Consider the following 20957-nt stretch of genomic DNA (forward strand, 5'->3'; position numbering starts at 1 on the left):
AAAGAGCTGGAGGATGTTGACCCCTTATCAGGGATCTTAGGGGGAGATAGTCCATCCAATCCCCGGGACTTTCGCCAGAGCCTGTCCCGACAAATTCGGGAGGGTTATTCGGATTCGCCGCTTTCAGAGACAGGGAGGTTCTTCTGTATGAGGGAGGCTTTTTAAGTGTTCGATGTTTCTTGTACGTTCCTGATAAGAGGCCAACTATTCCAGATATTGTAGTGGGTTATGAGATGTTGGCCTCATTCAAAAACTAATCATATCCATATATTCACCTCTGGCAGGTGTGCCCGGGGTTATTTTAATTTGCCCCCCTGTCTGCCCTGCTTACCGCCAGGCAGGCATTGGTGGAATTTAATAAAATCGCCATTTTAAACTACAGCCTTTATCTAAAAATCTAACGATCTATTGTTATTGAGGAGGTGTTAGAAAGACTTTATCACCTGCTTTTACACCCTCGGTGATTCTAACGTGTTTTTCATTTTCCCCGGCGGTTTCAACTTCTTCACGCACAACCCCCAATGGAGTTTTTTTATAGACAATTTCACGGCTATCTTCAACAAAGACTGCTTCGCGGGGAACCATTAGCTGGTCCTCCATCGATTCAATTATAAACCTGTTTGTGGAGGTCATTCCCGGCAGTAAGTCAACTCCATGCGGATCGACTTCAACATCCACCTTAAAACCATTTAGAAACTGTCCTTCAATTTCCTTCCCAATATTTGCCACGTTTTTCACCACTCCGTCAAAGACTTCACCCGGAAAAGCATCAATATTGATTTTAACTGGCATTCCCTCATGAATCTTGGTCACATCAATTTCTTTGACATAAGTTACTGACATAATGGTCGACAAATCGGGCAAAATGGCAATTCTGGGGTTCCAGCGACTTACTCGTGAACCCACTTTTATTTTATCCCCGCCCCAATCGCGGGCATACACTACAACGCCTTGTGCAGGTGCTTTAACGATCAAATCCTGTTTCAATTGCAGGAGTACCTGCATATGCTCCTCTTCCTGGGTGATTTTATCTTCAATACGCTTAACCCTAATTTCGTTTTTGCGCTTTTTTTGTTGGTAATTACGTTTTTTCTGCTCGAGTGATCTTTCAGCCATTTCCAATTCAATCTGAACCTGGCGCTGAACAGCTTTACTCTCATAAATCGACTGCTCGACTTTTACTTCTTTATCAAGCACATTATCCCTGGCTTGCCTAATGGCATCTCGGGCATCAGAAAGGTTTAAAGAGCTGTCCATACGGGAGTTTTCAAGATTGGCCGAAAGCATATCGAGTGTCTCCCGAGAGTTTTTAATATTTTCCTCCACCTCTGAAGGATCCAATGTGGCCACATAGTCACCTTTTTCCACCTCCTTACCTTCTCTCACCAAATCGTTTATACCAATATGTCTGATCCGGATGGTTCTGTCCAAAAGCACATCAGGAATCAGTATATCCTTTGATTCATGGGCTTCCAGTTCCCCCATTGAGACAACATATAATTCAAATTTTCCTTTCTCAACCTTAACCAAATTGGCTTCGTCCACATCGTCGGACAAAAAAAAGCGGTATCCCAGAAATGCCAGGATCACAAAAGCCAGAGGTATCAGTATCAACAGTCTTTGCTTCATAAGTATAGTTTTTAAGGCTTACTGCTGTAACAATTCATCCAACTCTTTCATGAGAGGTTCCTCCTGAACAAAATCGAACAAGGTGTACTGACGCATTTGAAAATAACTTCTCCAGTATTGACGAAGTGACGAAATATAATTACGGCGGGCAGCATCCAGCGAATTTCTGGCAGAGTTAAGCTTGATCACATCTACCTTATCTATCAAAAACCGCTGCTTGGTAACATCGTAGCCTCTTTGTGCAATAGTATCAGCCTTTGCGGATATTTCTACCTGCTTTTCCTGCATATTGAATTCCATCACGCTGATGAAAAGCTCCTGCTCAAAGTCAATTCGATCCTGTTTTACAGTTGCTTCAGTCACATCTCTGTTGGACCGTGCCATCTGAATCTGTCCTTTTCTGAGCCCCCAGTCAAGAATGGGAATATTCAGAGAGACCCGAACTTGTTGCTGATCAGCGAAGGGACTGCCATAAACAATTCCCAGTTCATCTGCATTTTTATTAATACCAAAATTAGCACGTATGTTAGCACTGAGTCCGCTCTCCGACCTTGCCCTTGCGATGCTTTGCTGGGCTTCCATTATCCTTTGCTGAAAATCTAAAATCTCCGGGTTGTTTTCAATAGCAAGCGCCATTGCCTGCTCAGGATTAATTTTCAGATCAGGGATCTCATCCGGAACGATACAATCGATGGCCATATTATCTTCCAGGGCCAAAAAGGAGCCCAGGGCAGCACGTGCCTGCCGAAGATTCACTTTTGCCTTTGTTACTTCCATGCTGGCATTCAGAAGTTCCAATTCAAGATCAAGCAGTTCATCCTGAGTGACAGTTCCTATTTCAAACCGTCCTTTTCCAATATTGTACAGAGTATCTGCATTGGAATAATTAGTTTCCGCAATTTTCAGATTTATCTCAGCCGTCACCTGACCAAAGAAATAATCAGTAGCTCTAATAGCCAGGGATTCCAGAGACTGAAGGTACTCCCTTTTGGCCTTTTCAAACTTAAGCGGTTCGATACGCGCTTCCCATCTGAAGCGGTTGTAGCCATTCAGAGGCTGGTTAAAACCAACACTTACAGGTACCGATGCGTACTGAATATCCTCACTATCGTCAAGGTTCTGGGATCTTGACAAAGATGAAGTAACATTGAAAACCCCTCCTGTAAAAGGAACGCTCTGACGGACAGACAATGAGGCATCAGAAGTAAAATAAGAGCGTTGATCAAAGTATTCGCCCTGATCAGCATTAAACCGGCTCACAACCGACCTGTCGTAATTGACCGGTGTTGCATCCAAACTCAGGATGGGCAACCTGTCTGCTTTGTAGCTGCGATATTCCCAATATCTTGCCAGATACATATTTTCAGACCTGAAACTGTAAAGGGATTGCTTATGAGCCAGTTCGATGACCTCTGTAAGAGACATTTCTACCTCAATTTCATCCTCCGATTCATCCTGAAAATAGGTATCTGCCACCTGAGCCTTTAAAGTAAATAAAGGCAGTAGGAGAAGAATATAAACAGATGTAATTTGCTTTATCATTATCCAGTATAATTTTTTAGTGACGCAATGATTCAACAGGATCCTGCCCGGCAGCCCTTTTTGCAGGCAGATATCCAAACACTATTCCAACAGTTGCAGACACTCCAAAGGCAACAACAACCGAGAACAATGTAACAATGGTTTCAATATCGGCCATCACATGAATGACGTGCGCCAATACAACGCCCAGTACAACACCGATCATTCCTCCGGTAACACTTATGAGTGTGGATTCAGACAAGAACTGCACAACAATGTCTTTCCGCGAAGCCCCAATTGCCTGTCGGGTACCAATTTCCCGAATTCGCTCCCAAACGGAGGCCAACATAATATTCATAATTCCGATTCCACCAACAATAAGAGAAATACTGGCTATGGCACCCAAAACAATGTTAAAAATATCGTTGGTTTTCTGCTGCTGTTTGAGCAATAACTCAGGAACCGTAACTTCAAAATCATAAATATTGGAATGTCGCCTAAGCAACATTCTCTTTATTACATTGGCTGAAGCGCTCAGCATTTCTGTCTCTTCTATTTGAACAATAATCTTATCCAGCTGATCTCCCTGTTCCTCTACTTCCTGATTCTCATCACCGTTTCCGCCACCACCACGGGCTACTTCCTCCAGAACTTCAGGGTTAATTCTGGCCCTGTCCTTAAACCTTCGAAGCATTGTTTTTACCGGAACAATGATCTTATTATCGGTACTACTGATTCCCAGCTCATCAGAGGCAGAGGCTGTAAAATCGCGACGTTCAATAACCCCGATTACCTGCACCCAGGTTTCACCACACTTGATGTATTTCCCCAAAGGATCTTCAGTATTGAAAAAACGATTTCGGATATTATCACCAATCACTGCCACAGGTTTTCCTGATTCTGCCTGACTTTCGCTAAACACATCTCCGCGCGCAATTTCAATGTTTAACAGGTCAAAGTAAGCCGGAGATACGCCTTCAAGTACAACGGGGTAACTTTTCCCCCCCAAAATGGCATGATAATTAATAGAAACCACCGGACTCACTCTGCTTACTGTAGGAATGGCTTCCCGAATGGATTCAGCATCCAACAATGTCAGTCCGGGTGAAAAACGCTCAGTATTTTCTCCTGCTCCCCCCTCACCACTGCCATCTATGGCAATATCACTTGGTGTAACGATGATATTGTTAACCCCCACCAGTTTTATCTGCTCCAAAACCTCCTGCTGAGCACCCCGCCCGATAGCCAGCATGCTGATTACGGCAGCCACACCAAACATGATACCCAGAGCTGTAAGAAAGGATTTGAGTTTATTGGCCATAATGGCCTCAACAGCGATGAGCACATCGTGAAAGTATCTTGAAATCAAATATTTTATTCTTCTCATTGAGACCTCCTTCCGTTCCGGCCGTCCTGGCCTCTCATGCCACCTTCAGGTCTCTCTCCTCTTTCCATACCCGGTTTTTTTCGTTTTGCCTTTTCCTTCATTTCCTGCTCCTTCTTAGCTTCCTGTTCCGCCTCCTTTTTTAGCGCTTCATAGATATCAAGCCCCTCAAAGGAAAGCTCCTCTACATTTGATGGTTTAGTAAGTGCAATCTCCATCCCTGGTTCCAGCCCCTTTTCCACTACCACATAATTGGCGTTTTCGGCTCCGGAATCAATGATTTGCTTCGTCCATTCCCCATCCTTACTCATAAACACATACTGCAATGAGTCATTTTTAAACACCCCCTCCAAAGGAATGAAAACAGCATCCGGAATGGAGTCAGTAGTAATTTGATTGCTGGTTGTCATTGCAGGACGCAAATCCGGGTCAGTGCTATTTAATTTTATTATTACTTCAAACACTTTGGCATCACCCTCGGGTAGTACCTGTCCAATATTAGCAACAGAAACAACCTGCCCGTCAAAAGATTTTTCAGGAAAAGCATCAATTCCAATCCTGGCTTGCTGTGCCGGTTTTATTTTTGAAATGTCTATTTCATTAATAAATGTTTTGGAAATCATGGAGGAAAGGTCGGGCAACTGTGCAATGGTGGGACTCCAACGACTCACCGTTGAACCCGCCTGTATTTTATTTCCAAACCTGTCGTAACTGTAAATCACCATTCCCGGTTTAGGTGCCTTTACATCAAGCGCATCAAACAAAGTCTCTATTTCATCTATTCGTTCACGGCTTTTTCGAACCTCCTCCCCGGCCCTTTGAACATCGTAGGCTGCTTGTTGCTTTTTTAAATCATAATTTCGAAGAGATTGCTCAAGGTCTCTTTGAGCGCGCTCCAGATCCAGGTTGGCCTGCCGCTGAACTGCAGGAGATTCATAAATTGACTGCTCCACGACCAATTTCTTCTCCTCAACGGTTACCCGTGCATCCAAAAGGCCATCACGAAGATTGCTCATATTAATATTGGTGTCAATTTTAGCGTCTTCATACCCCTGAAGAGCTTCTTCCAATTCATCTCTGGCCTCAGTCATAAGTTCATCAACAGCACTGTGATCAAGAGATGCGACAAAATCACCGGAATCAACGACTGTTCCTTCCTCCACAATATCAGTGACCTGAATTTCGTAAATACCAAGTGACCGCCCGGAAAGCGCAGAAGGAACTTCAATGGAAGTGGCATTTTCAGCTTGTAACTGTCCGGTAGATATCACCTTTGCTACAAAGGGCCCCTTTTCCACAGGGACAGATATCATAATATCATCACTTACCACAGAACGGCCCATTGACCATATCAGTGCTATCGCAAGCACAATCAAAGCCGGAACATAATAGACAGGTCGAAGAAATTGCTTCATAATTTATATTTGAATATTTTTTGAAACAGGAATGTTTGAAATCAACAAACCATACACTTTTAACAAGTTTTCAGAAAACTACTTTTCCCAAGATAAATCACCCAATCAGGAATTAATCCCCGGAGTCAATTGAAGGCATGTTTAAACTTCCATCTAGCCTGCATTATTCACAAATAATCTATTCCGATGTCCAACTATCTGCAAAATACAACCGTCCTCAATAGAAGGGATTTGAAAATGATTAATACGGTTATTATTATTTTTATGGCCGTATTGAACTCGCAAACTTGCTCGTTTCATTATTTGCCTGCATCCATTTTATCTGCGGTTGATTGTATTTCCTGATATTTAGACATCTCATAACGATAATTGATGAATAAAGCAGGCTAAAGATTCAGCATTCTCGCTTTATGAGAAAACTCACTTTAAAAAGACAGGGAAGAAGCCCGATAGTTTAAGATGTCTGAACAAAATATAAGTTTTAGTTTTTTTATGTCTCCAAAGAGGCATCAATCCAAAATTCTGATAAACGGGGTTTTGCGTCACTGATCAATTATACCTTTTCACCTCTATCCCGATACATCGTTAGAGTTTTAGATACCTGCCTGAGGACAGTCAGGTTAGAGAAAAATGAGGCGTCTTATAAATAAAAAACCGGAGTTGAAAACCCCGGTCATTCTATATCTGTTCCTTATCGATTACAGGAAAGAACGCATCACATCCATCATCGATTCGGCAAGTTTACGGGCTTCATCCTGAGATTTGGCTTCTGAATAGATTCGTACGATAGGCTCTGTATTGGATTTGCGCAAATGCACCCATGACCCGGGGAAGTCAATTTTAACACCGTCAACAGTACTTATTTGTTCATTGCTATAATGCTCTTTCACCTTTAGCAGCAGCTCATCCACGTCTACTTCCGGCGACAATTCAAATTTATTTTTAGTCATAAAATAGGCCGGATATTCCTTTTTCAATTCGGATGGCTTTTTGCCTTGTTTGGCCATGTGGGTCAGGAACAGAGCAATGCCCACAAGGGCATCACGCCCATAGTGACTGGCCGGATAAATAACTCCTCCATTGCCTTCTCCTCCTATTACAGCATTGGTTTCCTTCATTTTGGCAACCACATTAACTTCTCCTACTGCAGATGCACTGTATTCACCGCCATGATTGGCCGTCACATCCCTCAAAGCTCTGGTGGAGCTCAGGTTTGAAACCGTATTTCCGGGAGTTTGAGAAAGAATATAATCTGATACTGCCACCAGCGTGTATTCCTCGCCAAACATGGAACCATCTTCATTGATAATGGCCAGGCGGTCTACATCGGGATCCACCACAAAACCAACATCGGCACCCTGCTTACGGATCACATCCGAAATCTCCGTCAGGTGCTCTGGCAGTGGCTCCGGATTATGGGGAAACTCGCCGTTGGGCTCACAATACAACTCCACAACATCTTCGACACCCAACGCTTCGAGCAACGGCGGTAAAGCTACTCCTCCTACAGAGTTCACACAATCAATGGCTACTTTAAAACCGGCTTTACGGATGGCATCAACATCCACAAGATCCAGTTTTAAAACCTCTTCAATATGGATTTGAGTATAATCATCTTTAGTTGAAATCAGACCCAATTTATCAACATCAGCATAATCAAAACTTTCAGCTTCAGCCACCTTAAGCACTTCTGCACCATCATCGGCAGTCAAAAATTCCCCTTTATTATTAAGCAGTTTCAGCGCATTCCATTGTTTGGGGTTGTGACTGGCGGTTAAGATAATTCCCCCGTCAGCCTTTTCTTTAATCACCGCCAACTCTGTTGTGGGTGTGGTGGCCAGGCCAAGATCTACAACACTGATCCCCATACCCATAAGGGTACCGGCTACCAGGTTTTTAACCATAGATCCTGAAATGCGGGCGTCACGGCCAAGCACCACTGTGCAGTCCTCTTTGCCGGATTGTTTTTTCACCCAAACCCCGTAAGCGGAAGTAAAGCGAACCACATCAATGGGACTCAGGCCTTCGCCCGGAGCGCCCCCAATGGTCCCCCTTATTCCTGATATTGATTTAATTAAAGTCATTGCTTTTTGTGTTTTTATTATGTTTATGCAAAATTGTCGAAATTAATGGGTAATTGCAAGCTCAGAAAGCCTGAGTTAAGTGTTCTGATTTAGACGATGAGAATTCGGATGCTGATTTTTGAAGTTAAGTTTTCCTTACCACCATTGAAAGATTGTAATTCTATTCCCCAAAAACCATCTTTTTGTTTTCAGAAAGAAATTTAATTTTGCAACATTCTAAAAAACCTAAATTCATGCCCAAAACTCTTACTATAATTCTTCACGTTTACTACCGTTGGTTGAAATCCATTTTTATTTTTTCATATTTCAAAAAAGTTAACCCAAGAGCTATGAGAACATTACTTCTTATTACAGCATTATTTTTTTCTATTACCATTTACGGTCAGGAAAACACTACACACCGAAAAGGTCTGACCTTCAAAATAGGTACTCGTTATTTGGGATGGACAGATGTTTCGATTCCCAATCCTGAGGATTATGATGAAGAAATCGTCTTTTCGGATGATGGTCATTATGGTAAAAGTCTGAGAGTGTATACCGGATATTTCGTATCCCCTAAATTAAGTCTCAGTCTGGGTTTTGGTCTTGACAGGTATGAAGGCTACGGTGCCAACACAGCCCCACTTATTCTGCAGGGCAATTACTATCTATCACCCAATAAAAACAGTTTTTTTGCATCAGCAGAGGTGGGGACACAGATTGTGTTTGCCAAAGGCTCTACCAATAATACAGGGTCTACAGATGCAGGTCATGTTTATGCACTGATGCTTGGGAAAGAAATTTCATTCTCTGATAAAACCGGGCTAAACATTTATTTAGGATATAATTTTCAACGATCAAACAATGAAGGTTTTTACCATGAGAAAATCAACCGTAAAAGCTTCATTCTCGGTGTTGACTTTGTGATTTTTTAGAAAGCATCCTGTTTTTTTTAAATAAGCAGGGGCTTACAAGAGGTGAGTCCCTGTTTTTTTGCGTGAAGCCAGATTATAATTTTCTCTGGAAACTGACTATTGAAGCCCTTTCAACAACGTTAGTGAAACCCTTTCACTCGTATTGATGAAACCCTTTCACTCGTATTGATGAAACCCCTTCACCCGCATTGGTAAAGCTCTTTCACTCGTATAGATGAAGCCATGTTCAATAAATTCTCCAAAACGCAATGTTTAATCATCTAAAAACACCTTTTAGCCTTATTGCTGCTTTGCACTTGCCATTTTAAGCTTTTTTTACCTGTACAATCCATTAATTCCTGCCCCTAAATGCCTGATTAGTCATTTCTTTTTTACAATTTTGCACCATCAATATTCAACCCGATATGGGTTGAATAACAAAACTCAGAAAACCAACAATTACGATGGCCAAAAAAGGAAGAATCCCAGGAAAATATACATCATCGGCTCGCCGTTCGCGCAACGAAAGATTCCAGGAAGGACACAAACCCAAGAACACTGAACGCACCGAAAAGAAAGAGCGCCATACGAAGGAAGAGCGTGTTGCATATAAGAAGAGCCATCCGGAAAAGATGCGCTTAAACAAGTTCATTTCCAACTCGGGTGTTTGCAGCCGCCGTGAAGCAGATACATTAATCTCCAAAGGCGAAATAAAAGTGAATGGCAAGGTGGTTACCGAAATGGGGATGACTGTTACTACCAACGACACCGTGGAGTATCAGGGCAAAAAACTGATTCCTGAGAAAAAGGTTTATATGCTTTTGAATAAACCAAAGGATGTGGTTACCACTGCCAAAGATCCCGAAGGCCGGAAAACGGTTATTGAAATCGTCCGCAATGCCTGTCCCGAGAGGGTTTATCCGGTGGGTCGTTTGGACCGCAACACAACGGGAATATTACTGCTGACCAATGATGGTGAACTTTCCAAAAAGCTGACTCATCCAAGCTTTGAAGCGAAAAAAATCTATCATGTCTTCCTGAATCGACCTTTGGAAGAAGCGGATATTATTGCCATAAAACAGGGATTGGAGCTGGAAGACGGTCCTGTACAACCGGATTCTGTCAACTATGTTGACCCACAGGATTTAAGTCAGATAGGGATAGAAATCCATTCAGGCCGTAACAGAATTGTTCGCCGGATTTTTGAGCACCTGGGCTACAAGGTGGAAAAGCTGGATCGCGTATTCTTCGCCGGGTTGACCAAGAAGAATCTGCCACGAGGGAAATGGCGCTTTTTGTCTGATAAAGAAGTGTTGTTTCTAAAAGCAGAAATGAACAAACAGGGCACTCATTAAAGACAAAACGCGAAGACGCAACGACGCACAGAAGACGCTTTGAAGCCATAATTTACAAACGGCACATGTAGCGTCTTTTTTCATATTCCCGGAACCCGGATTAATTCTTCCTTTTTACCATTTTAGAGGCCACATAATTTTCGTATTTTTACTCAAGTGTCAAGTCAAGCATAGTCTGACGGCCCAAGCCTTGCTCTTTCTACCTTATGCTTCTCAAAAAAAAAGACTCACGTAGCTGCGGCTATGCTTACATTTTTGTTGATTTGCACAAGGTGAAAAATAACAGCAGCTTAACCGACATCCTACACTTTACTTGAAACCATCTGACTATCAACACAAAATACAACACCAAATGGCCTGTTCTCAACACTTAAAAAGGCATCCTTTTTTTCAAATTCATAAAATAACTAAGCCTGTTTTATGGGCTGTTTTTTTAATGGTAACAGGTTTAAGTCAGGCCCTGGGACAATTTCATGGAACCATTCTGGATGAAGAAACACAAGAACCCATCCCATTTGCCAATATTGTATTTGGAGATGCGCAAAACGGGACAATCTCTGATCTTAACGGCACGTTCACGATTCCTGAGAGTACGGCAGACTCACTTACAATCAGTTGCGTAGGATATCATTCAAAATCATTTTTGGTCAACAATGCTAATACATCAGGACTATTTCATCTTTCGCCAAAAACCATTGAACTCCAAACAGTCAATGTTTTTCCGGGCGTTAACCCGGCTTTGGAGATTATGAACAAGGTGGTGGATCATTGTCCCGCCAATAATCCTGACCTTTGCACCAATTATTCCTGCATCCTTTATCACAAGATGTCTTTCAGTCTTGAGGTTCCGGATTCAGCAGCACCTGAAGACTCTCTGGCCAGAAAATTCATGGATTTCAGCAAGAACAATCATTTATTGTTGATGGAATCAGTATCAGAAAAAAAGCATATGATGCCAGATAAAAATAACGAAAGAATTATTTCGGGCAGGGTAAGCGGTTTGAAAGACCCGGATCTGGCAGTTTTGCCATCTCAGATACAGCCATTTGGTTTTTATTCCAGGTATATTGGATTAATGGACATTCAGCACCTGAACCCTGTTTCTAAAGCGGGACTGAAGCATTATTTTTTCATTTTGGAAGACACCATCATTGAGAACAGAGATACTCTCTTTTACATTACGTTTCAACCCCGCAAAAGCAGTAACATCAAACCCCTTTCAGGTTCTTTTCATATTCACAAAAAGACTTACGGGATAAAAAATATCCGGGCCAGATCCAACTTACCATCTGCCCCTTTTGAAGTTGAAATAAATCAAAGTTATGAGCTCATTGACGAAAAACAATGGTTCCCCGCTCAGCTGGAAAGCAAACTGGTGATACATTCAATGGGAAATTCCAATTCCTTACCATATCCAATGGTGGGAAGAGCAAAAAGCATGGTAACGGCAGTCAATTTGGAGCCGGATCTAAAGAAACGTGATTTTTCGGCTTTCGTCCTTGAAGATCATATGAGGGCTGATACCAACGATATTAAAATACGCCGCTATGAGCCCCTGACAGCCAAAGACTCATCTACCTATTACCTATTGGACAGCATTGGCAGGGCCAACAATCTGGATAATCTCGTCAAGCTTCAAAAAGAACTAATAAGAGGTTACCTTCCTGCAGGACCACTATTAATTGACTTAAAACATTTGATCGGATACAATAGTTTTGAAGGTCTTAAGTTGGGAATGGGAATATGGACAGGCCGGGAATTAACCGGCGATTTCTCTGTGGGAGGATTTTTTAGTCACTCATTTGAGGCAGAAACCAACAACTATGGTGGTGGCATAAAATGGAAACCGGAGGCACACAGCCAAACCGGCATTTCTTTTTCATACAGCCATGCACTTCAGCCAACAGGGGACTTTTTATTTCACCAGGGAAATATGATGTCGGTCGAAGACTTACTCAGAACCATGGCCGTCGCCACCATGGACAAGCAGGACCGATATTATGGATCGGTTGAAGCCAGATTCTGGGGCCCACTTTCCGGTAAGCTGTTTTTCTCTCAATCGGATATAGAACCTGTAAGGCTCTATAATTTTATTCCGGATGCTGAAGCCCCTGTGGCTCCCTTTTCCAATATCGAGTATGGTCTGAAACTACGATGGGCCTACAAAGAAAAACTTTCTAAAACGGCATTTGGTGTTTTCCCAAAATCAAACACGGGCCCCAGGTTGTGGTTTAATATAATTGCAGGTCTGCAAGAAAGCAACGGACAATCAGAATACTACACCAAACTGGAAGCTCAGGTTGAGAAAAGCTTTCGCACGGGACCTGCCGCACAAACAACCCTGAGATTTGCAGGAGCAACCATTGACGGATGGAATACGCCCACCAATCTTTACAGTTTTTTCGGCACATTTGCTCCTTTCTCTGTTGAAATTCCCTACATGTTTGCCACCATGGGGCCTAATGAATTTGCTGCAGACCGGTTCATTGTGGCATTCCTAAATCATAAAATCCTGCTCCGGCAAAACAAACCCGGAAATTTCAAACCGGAAATAAACTTCGTAACCCGTGCAGGCTGGGGGGATATAGCAGCTGACCACCAACTATCTATGAAAACATTCAATCAGGGGTTCTTTGAATCGGGGATTTTGTTTGACAATCTTTTTAAAGTGCTCTTCATAAAATACGGGCTGGGGGTTCATTACAGATATGGGCCTTATCAAAATGCGGATGGCATTGACAACTGGAGCTTTCGGGTAGCTCTGGATTTTGCTTTTTAACCAAAATGCTGCCAGAATAAATAAAGCCGGCCTTGACAATGCCTTCATAAATTCTGATTTTAGCAAAAAATCGGAATTATGGATTTACAACTTAAAGACTTAAAATACCTTGTAACCGGAGCCAGTTCAGGCCTTGGACAAGCTGTCGCCAAAACGCTTCTGGCCAACGATGCCCGGGTAATCCTTACGGCCAGAAATAATAATTCTCTTCAGGAAATTGCAGCCCAATGGTCTGATCGGACCACTATTATTGCAGGTGACATTACAGATGCAGCATTTTTGGAAAAATTAAAAAATTCTCTTCCCGATGACCTCTACGGGGTGTTCATAAATGCCGGAGGGCCACCTGCAGGCACTATCGATGAAACAACAATGGATGACTGGGACAAAGCTTACCAACTCGTATTGCGCTGGAAAGTGGAACTCTCAAAATTCATCCTCCCCATTTTTCGCCGGAACAAACGAGGTCGTTTGCTTTTCAGCGAAAGTGCCTCGGTCAATGGTCCTATCCCCAATCTGGTATTGAGCAACTCTTTTCGCATGGCAGTAGCAGGGTATGTGAAAACCATGGTCAAAGAGATAACTCACGATGACATTACCGCCAATGTAATAGCTCCGGGGTATCATGAGACTTCCGCTCTGGATCGCATTTTCCATAAGATGGCCGAACAGGAAACAGTTTCTCTTGAAGAAGCCAAAAAGAAGCTTGAATCCAAAGTTCCCGTTGGCCGTCTGGGACGCCCCGATGAATTTGCCTCGCTGGCAGCCTGGCTGCTAAGTCCTCTTGCCGGATTTGCCTCGGGACAGGTCTATACCCTGGATGGTGGTGAGGGGAGATAGCACCTACCTCACCATCACTTCATCAGCAAAAATCCATGCAGGCAATCCTGTACCATGATGCCAATAAGGCGGCGTTAAAATATTAGTCGCTATAATTTTTATATAGCGGGTTTTTTGCGGTTTACGTTCAACTGTGAAATTCCGGATATCATTTTTTCGGGTCTTGCGGGTCAGCGGTTCCTGATTGCCTGCCACCCCAAATTCAGAAAAAGTCGTTCCATCCTTAGAGGTTAAATACTGCACCTTCTCGGGATAAAACACCAGATGATTGGTTACTTTTAGAAAAGCGGTAGAAATTTCGCTAACCATAACTTCTTTCTCAAGATCTATAATAGCCTCCATGTGATTACCTTCAAAGCCCAGCCAGTTTGCATAAAAATTAGGACCTCCAAAAGCTCCGTCTGTCAGTACCCGAGGATCTTCATTGGCATATTTTTTTGGAGATGTTAGCAGTTCAACCGGTTTCTGGTAAGCCAGATTTGTTGCGCCGGCTCGTTTCAGCATTTCACTGTATTGCCCCACATACTCGTCAATGGTATACCCCATCTCGTTGAGGAGGGTAATATTTCCCTCACGGGTAACATTTTTAAATCGCTCAAGCCGCTCATGGGTAATTACGGAAACCGTATTGCTACCATCATCATTGGTTTGAACCAACCCTATTTCCGGAGATATTTGTTGCCGGGCAGCCTCGAGTAGCGCAAAATCAACACTGAGCCCGGCACGTTTAACGCGCTCCAATATTTCAGGTTTGCCAGCCACTGCTGCCTGAGCCTCCTCGTACCAATTATCGTATTGAATAAGATGGTCGGGACTCAAAAATGAATCAAAAGCCTGCGATGGATCACCATACAAAAAAAGAAAGAAATCTGAATCAGCTTTAATCTCCTTGTGAACCTTAGAAATGTATTTTTGAATAAAGGGTGCAGCTTCCTGATAGTACCCCTTGAGAAACTCAGAGATGATACTGTCAGCATCGGCATCCGGATTCCATAGCAATTTTGCAGTTAGATAAGATCTTAATTCAAACAATTCGCTGGGATTATAGCTGTGTTGTTCAAAAACCCATTTTGCATGATTATCCCGGAACAACTGAATATTAGGTTTCAGAGTATGCAGATTGGGGAACGGTGCCAGAAAGTTGGTAAATTGAGTCGTATAATCCCAAATCCGTATATTATCGGTGAGCGTCCCCCAGTCCTCCAAATCCTGGGCAAAGTCCCTGCATTTCTCATTAATGGGAGCACTGCGATCACACTCAATAGAGCACAATGTAATCAGCACATTATCTTCCGGTTTAATATTTTCAGGTGCTTTTCGGGTATACTGATAAGCGAGGGTTGAAATCTGCTTATCCGGGAATTTCCGGGCTACCCTGTTTACAAAATCTATTACAGATCCTGCAGGTGATTTTGCGTGTTTATTGATGGCTTTACATTCCTCACATTGGCAGTACTGAGTATTATCATCCTGACTAACACTGATGACCTCTGCCCCGGGATTAGCCTTAAGCAAACTGTCAACCGCCTCCACCACCAGTTTAAATACCTCCGGGTTGGTAAGGCACAATTGAGTAGGACGTCTTTCTTCATTCCTTAAAGCGTAGTATTCAGGATGTTTGTCGAAAAAAACACTTTCGGGTAGAAAGCGATGAAATGTATGTACCCGGGCCCCGGGAACATACCTTGGAAATGCCTCCTGAGTAACAAAATGTTTGGCAGCAAAAGAGGGGTTGTTGTAAAATAAACGCGAATGGACAGTCCGGGTGGTAATCTCAGGAGTATAAGAGAAATCAAGATCTCCCGGAACTGAGAAATACGGATTTTCGGGGATGACTTCTGCACCGGGTGTTAAAAACCGGATATTTGCATACCTCTCAAGGAAAAAATATACAGCATTTAATACGCTGCGGGAGTTTCCACCTCCAATGTTTAACTGCTCGCTGGAAACAGATATATGAACTGTTGCGGGTTTAGTTTCTTTTGCTTCCACAGGCCAACCCACAAGAATTGATGGTCCGGCCGGTTTGTCCGCCAATTTTCTAATCTCAGGTTTTGCTCCGGAAACAGCTTCCATATAATACTGAATTTCATCGGCAGCATGCTCTACCAGAGAATCGGCATTTTCAGGAATAACAATAACATAATCTGTTGACTGATTTGATACAATTTGCAGGTTCTTATCCTGGCAACTGCTCAATAAAACCATCAAGACAAAAGCAATCTGGCAAAACTTCTTCATAGCTTATTTTTTTATAAAACTATTTAAAGTTATTCGTATTTTTTTAACAACCCATGATTACTTCAATATTTTTCAGAATTATTTCTCTTTCCCTTTTGCTCCCTTAGAGCCTCTGATAACCCCAATGGCAAGCAGGGCACCAATCAACACTAAAAGCGCTCCCAGATAAGACAACAAATTTACCGGTGGCACCTCAAACCAGGAAACCTCAGTCCAAATCAACAATTCCATTATTAAAAAGGTAATAATTGGATTGACGGTAATAATCATGCTAACTTTATTTGCTTCGGTATATTTCAAAGCCAGAGAAAGAGCTCCATATGCGGCCAGTGTGTTCCCACCCATAAAAAGTAGTAACACGATCTCTTCCCAGGTATTAACAGTCAGCAATCTTGAGAAATCGGCCAGTGGAACATACAATAAGGCCGGCACACCATATAGAATCAAATTGATTTGTGCTGAAGGAATGGACCTTACCAATATTTTATTAAGCACAGCGTATCCTGTCCAGGCCCATGCCCCTGCCATAATCCATAAAACTCCCAAATTTAGCAGCTCTGGTTCACCGCCCAAACGTTGCAGTTGCTGAAAATAAAAGAAAGAAAAACCAGACAGAGCAATGAAAAATCCGGTTCCCCGCAATCTGGAAATTTTTTCTTTAAAAAATAAAATTCCGGTCAATGCCAACGTAAGCGGCCCTACCTGAATCATCACCTGAGTTACTGCCGGACCGGTATAATGAACGCCCTGCATGAACCCAATATAGTTAATCCCAAGCAAGACACCGGCAAGAATCAGTTTCAAAGGTGGCCTTCTTACAATTTTCAGATAGCCCGGCTTTTTTATACTAAAAAACACCAACAAGAAGGTAAATGCCATGGCAAATCGCCACCACACCACAGTATATGGATCAAAATAGCTAAGTGAAATTTTCAGAACTATAGCGAGTGTCCCCCATAAGGAAGCAGTGGCCGTGGCATATAACAGGCCTTTGGTATTATCTGTCATTACTATAAAAAAAGAGATTAAGAAACTGTTTAAGTTTTATCCTTTGGGATGTTTTCTGGTCTTGAGCTCTTATACTTCGTCAAAATTTCCTTAAATAGAGTTTGTCCATAAAGTACCATTTACTGCGTTACGCTTGCCCGAAAATTACTCATTTACTCAAGTAAACTGCGTATTTTCGGGCTTCGCAAGCCTTGTAACTGGCACTTTCTTGACAAACACATGACCAGAAGCAAATTTTGCTTAGTTTATATACGGACTCTAAATAGTGTCGGTCCATAAAGTCCCTTTTGCGTCGTTACGCTTGCAAGCCTTGCAACTGGAAATTTCTGACCAGACACATGACTACTAAGTTTAAAAGCTGACTTTATTGACGGGCTAAATGGGGTGCGCCGAAAAACGCATATTCAATTAACTATTGGACACTTAAAGCAAATCAACAATTAACTGGGTGCAAGGTTATTCCACAGCATACTCTTATACCTTTGCACTTGTAAATAAGAAAACTGCTAATCAAAAGAAAAAAATTTACTTCACCGGCCCAATCTCGAAGTATTTCAATACTCCTTCGATTGGGCCGGCTTGTAAATTCTCCTCTTTTGACTTTTTCAGCAGACCCTTAAAAGCGTTGTTATTCGTGTCAATTTTGACTTGTCTAAGAACTCAATTCTTCAAAAACAACTTCCAAAAACAAAATTTAAACAGTTTCTAAAGATGCAAAAGTAAAAATGCAGAATCTCCGGCTACATGAGTTTTATCAGAAAAGGAAATATCTGAGATAAAGATAAAGAGAGGCGATTGCAACGGTTATAAACATCACAGGAAGTCCTACTTTCATGTAATCAATGAATTTAAGGGAGAACCTTGTCTTTTGTGTAAAACCGGCTACAATGATATTGGCTGCTGCCCCTATAAGTGTGCCGTTACCCCCAAAACAGGCTCCCAATGAAAGCCCCCACCACAATGGGTCAATATCACCGCCAAGGCCGGCAGCCATATCCTCAACCACCGAAATCATAGTGGCGGTATAAGGGATGCTATTGATAAAAGTGGTTGACAAGGCAGACATCCATAAAATCAACTGGGTCGCTATTGCAGTATTCCCTTCAGTAAAACCGGTCAGTCCATCTGCAATCATTCCAATAATTCCGGTTTTCTCCAGCCCCCCCACAATAATGAATAAACCTATAAAGAAGAATAAAGTAGGCCATTCTACTTCTTTGAGTATTTCAACAGGTTCCTGACGCGTCACCATCATTAAAATAAATCCGCCTCCTAAGGCCAGGGAAGCCATACTTATCTCATGAATATGGTGAGTCATGAAAGCAACAATAACCAGAGAAAAAACTACCAGATTGATGACAAAAAACTTTTTGTCTTTGATGGCACGGGTTTCATCAAACCCGTTAATCTTCTCTTTATCCACCTTCCGGCGGGTTAGTTTTTTGTAATAAAACAATTTAAGCAAGTAAAAGGTCACCACAGAAGCCAACAGTACAACCGGCATATTATTAGCAATAAAATCTAAAAATTCGAGATGAGTGGCACCCCCTATCATAATATTTGGGGGATCCCCAATTAAGGTAGCAGTTCCGCCAATATTGGAAAATAATATTTCCGAAATTAAAAGCGGAAGGGGATTGATTCTAATTGTATCTGAAACGGCAAGGGTAAGGGGTACAATAATCAGAACAGTGGTAACATTATCAAGAAAAGCAGACAGAACAGCTGTTACAACCGATAATACAACCAATAGCTTCCAGGGATTACCTCCAGTAATTTTAATACCCTTTATGGCTATGTATTCAAATAATCCCGACTTTCGCATAATTGCCACCATAATCATCATTCCGCACAATAGACCAATGGTATCAAAATCAATAAACTCAACAGCCTCTTCCTGCGACAAAATATGAAAAGCCACGACCAGGAAAGCACCCACCATTGCGGCAATGGCGTTGGGTAACTTTTCGGTGGTTATGAGAGTGAAAGTCAGTATAAATATCACCAAAATCAAAACGATTTCACTGGTAATGACGCCGGTAGATGCGATGGAAATTAAAAACATTTTTGAGGTTTTTTATCAGTCCGTTTGACCTTCATCAAGAGCAACAGCAAGTACATCAATCCGCGTTATCAGACCCACAAGCATTTTCCCGTCTACAACAGGAAGAATAGTACCCTTAGCGCGGTATAAAAGATCAGCTGCATACGACATCGAATCTCCGGGAGAAACAAAGGGATAGTTCTCATCCAGAAAATTCATAGCTTTTTCATCGAGCATCCCGGCCAGATTCACAGTAATTTGATCCAGTCCTGCCATAAATGAGGTATCGTACATCGACTTCATGTACGCAGGCACTGCAGCATTTAATATATCCTGTTCACTAATACACCCCTTGTACTCCCCTAAACTATCCACAACAGGCACAGCACTGGCCCGGTGTAATTTCATCGTCCTGATGACCCGGCGCAAAGTGGAGTTTTCATTAATGGACGAAATGTCCCTGTATGTATAGTCACCAACCTGTTTCATGGCAATATTTTAGGCATCATCCTTATCTATCTGCTAAAAATTTATTTCCTCAATATCTATACGCGATAGGTTTTGGTCTATATTTTTTAAATCAACAATCTCTTTATGTATGTCTTCGACATTGGTCAAACCAGCCGCAGATGCATATCTGAGAACTTCAGGCACCGGCTTCTCCTGCAAATAGGCATGAATAAACCCTGAGAGCCATGCATCGCCATAGCCCAGCATATTTACGATTTCCATATCAGCCGGCCGAACAACATAGCCTCTCCCATGCGTCACCACAACCACATTTTCCAAACGGTGGGTGAAAATTACAAATTCAGTTTGAGGGCTTTTTTCAAGAATATTCTTCCCTGTTTCCAGGAATTGATCAATTCCATCAACAGTTCGTCCCAGCAAAAAATGATCAGATCGCATATCGGGGTTAATCAAAAAGGGTTGTTCTTTCATCAGCACATCTACATACTTTGGAGCGGTATTAACTATTACATTTAGTCCATGTTTATGGGCTTTTTGAAGCATTTGGGAAAAAATATCAGAATTTACGCCCTGCGGTAAAGACCCTGCAATTACGATTAAATTCACTCTTGAAAGTAATCTTTCATAGTTTTCCAGAAAGAAATGAATATCGTCTTCAGAAATTTCCTGTCCAAAATCATTAATCATCGTCAGCTTTTCGTGTTGACGATCCAAAATGGTAATATTGGTCCGGGTAGGGCCTTCTGTGAAAATAAAATTAGTTGTTATCCCTGCCTGCCTGATGGAATCACAAAGCAAATGTCCCGAATGTTCCCCGGCAAATCCTGAAGCAATCACTTCATTGCCCAGTTTGGTAAGCGTTTGTGCAATATTGACGCCCTTCCCTCCTGCAGAAACCATACTCAACTCCCCTTCATGCAACCGATGAAGTTTGTGCATTTCAAAGGAGTCAAGGACTAATATCTTATCAATTGCAGGATTTAATGTAACGGTTAATACCATAGCCAGGATATTAAATGAAGACAAAAAAAGAGGCCGGACAAATTGGGCTCCAAAAACGTCTATTATAAATTTAAGGAATAACCCAGAATATGGAAAGAAAAAATTTTCAGCCTGCTACTTTTCCATATTTCTGTAATATAGAAAATGGTCAGCATTAGAAGGGGTATAAACAAAAAAATCCCGGTCTGAAATTAATCAGACCGGGATTTCTACTTAAAGATCGGCGGCGACCTACTCTCCCACTTTTACGTAGTACCATCGGCGCTAACAGGCTTAACTTCTCTGTTCGGA

General features: G+C 42.1%; 14 protein-coding genes and 1 rRNA gene. 4 read left to right on the top strand and 11 right to left on the bottom strand.

Annotated elements, in window-relative coordinates:
* Positions 1-411: 411 nt before the first annotated feature.
* From DDZ16_RS20220 to glmM, 5 genes are all read right to left on the bottom strand, one after another.
* Positions 412-1629 carry an efflux RND transporter periplasmic adaptor subunit gene (locus tag DDZ16_RS20220; RefSeq protein WP_109266302.1) on the bottom strand — a complete coding sequence of 406 codons (1218 nt, stop codon included), beginning with the start codon at positions 1627-1629 and terminating at the stop codon, positions 412-414.
* Positions 1630-1647: 18 nt separating this feature from the next.
* A complete protein-coding gene (locus DDZ16_RS20225) occupies positions 1648-3171 on the bottom strand; it encodes a TolC family protein (protein ID WP_109266303.1) in 1524 nt (507 codons plus the stop codon).
* A gap of 16 nt (positions 3172-3187) precedes the next feature.
* Positions 3188-4537 (bottom strand): ABC transporter permease, encoded by a 1350-nt coding sequence (locus tag DDZ16_RS20230; RefSeq protein ID WP_109266304.1) that lies wholly within the window; start codon positions 4535-4537, stop codon positions 3188-3190.
* Complete coding sequence (locus DDZ16_RS20235) at positions 4534-5949, bottom strand: efflux RND transporter periplasmic adaptor subunit (protein WP_109266305.1); 1416 nt, start codon at positions 5947-5949, stop codon at positions 4534-4536. Before DDZ16_RS20235 ends, DDZ16_RS20230 begins: the two co-directional genes overlap by 4 nt.
* A 698-nt stretch (positions 5950-6647) precedes the next feature.
* Positions 6648-8033, bottom strand: a complete 1386-nt coding sequence (gene glmM / locus DDZ16_RS20240; RefSeq protein ID WP_109266306.1) for a phosphoglucosamine mutase — start codon at positions 8031-8033, stop codon at positions 6648-6650.
* 329 nt (positions 8034-8362) lie between these two features.
* Here glmM and DDZ16_RS20245 point away from each other — a divergent pair, with 329 nt between their 5' ends.
* The 4 genes from DDZ16_RS20245 (at position 8363) to DDZ16_RS20260 (ending at position 13900) form a co-directional block, all read left to right on the top strand.
* Positions 8363-8947 carry a hypothetical protein gene (locus tag DDZ16_RS20245; protein ID WP_109266315.1) on the top strand — a complete coding sequence of 195 codons (585 nt, stop codon included), beginning with the start codon at positions 8363-8365 and terminating at the stop codon, positions 8945-8947.
* 443 nt (positions 8948-9390) lie between these two features.
* The gene (locus DDZ16_RS20250; protein WP_109266307.1) at positions 9391-10281 is read left to right on the top strand and encodes a pseudouridine synthase; all 891 of its coding nucleotides are present in this window, start codon (positions 9391-9393) and stop codon (positions 10279-10281) included.
* 352 nt (positions 10282-10633) lie between these two features.
* Positions 10634-13060, top strand: coding sequence for a DUF5686 and carboxypeptidase-like regulatory domain-containing protein (locus DDZ16_RS20255; RefSeq protein ID WP_109266308.1), 2427 nt, complete (start codon positions 10634-10636; stop codon positions 13058-13060).
* A gap of 78 nt (positions 13061-13138) precedes the next feature.
* Positions 13139-13900 (top strand): SDR family oxidoreductase, encoded by a 762-nt coding sequence (locus DDZ16_RS20260; protein ID WP_109266309.1) that lies wholly within the window; start codon positions 13139-13141, stop codon positions 13898-13900.
* Positions 13901-13903: 3 nt separating this feature from the next.
* Here the strand turns inward: DDZ16_RS20260 and DDZ16_RS20265 are convergent, their stop codons facing one another.
* The 6 genes from DDZ16_RS20265 to rrf all read right to left on the bottom strand — a co-directional run.
* Positions 13904-16141, bottom strand: coding sequence for a DUF4838 domain-containing protein (locus tag DDZ16_RS20265; protein ID WP_109266310.1), 2238 nt, complete (start codon positions 16139-16141; stop codon positions 13904-13906).
* A gap of 78 nt (positions 16142-16219) precedes the next feature.
* Positions 16220-17149 carry a DMT family transporter gene (locus tag DDZ16_RS20270; RefSeq protein WP_109266311.1) on the bottom strand — a complete coding sequence of 310 codons (930 nt, stop codon included), beginning with the start codon at positions 17147-17149 and terminating at the stop codon, positions 16220-16222.
* Between the two features lie 754 nt (positions 17150-17903).
* The gene (locus DDZ16_RS20275) at positions 17904-19214 is read right to left on the bottom strand and encodes an ArsB/NhaD family transporter (RefSeq protein ID WP_109266312.1); all 1311 of its coding nucleotides are present in this window, start codon (positions 19212-19214) and stop codon (positions 17904-17906) included.
* 15 nt (positions 19215-19229) lie between these two features.
* Positions 19230-19682 (bottom strand): CBS domain-containing protein, encoded by a 453-nt coding sequence (locus tag DDZ16_RS20280; RefSeq protein WP_109266313.1) that lies wholly within the window; start codon positions 19680-19682, stop codon positions 19230-19232.
* A gap of 33 nt (positions 19683-19715) precedes the next feature.
* Positions 19716-20666 carry a 1-phosphofructokinase family hexose kinase gene (locus tag DDZ16_RS20285; protein WP_109266314.1) on the bottom strand — a complete coding sequence of 317 codons (951 nt, stop codon included), beginning with the start codon at positions 20664-20666 and terminating at the stop codon, positions 19716-19718.
* A 218-nt stretch (positions 20667-20884) separates the two neighbouring features.
* Positions 20885-20957: ribosomal RNA gene (gene rrf / locus DDZ16_RS21185) — 5S ribosomal RNA — on the bottom strand; the annotation flags it as partial.

It is taken from the genome of Marinilabilia rubra (assembly GCF_003121985.1).
GTDB classification, from domain to species: Bacteria; Bacteroidota; Bacteroidia; order Bacteroidales; family Marinilabiliaceae; genus Marinilabilia; species Marinilabilia rubra.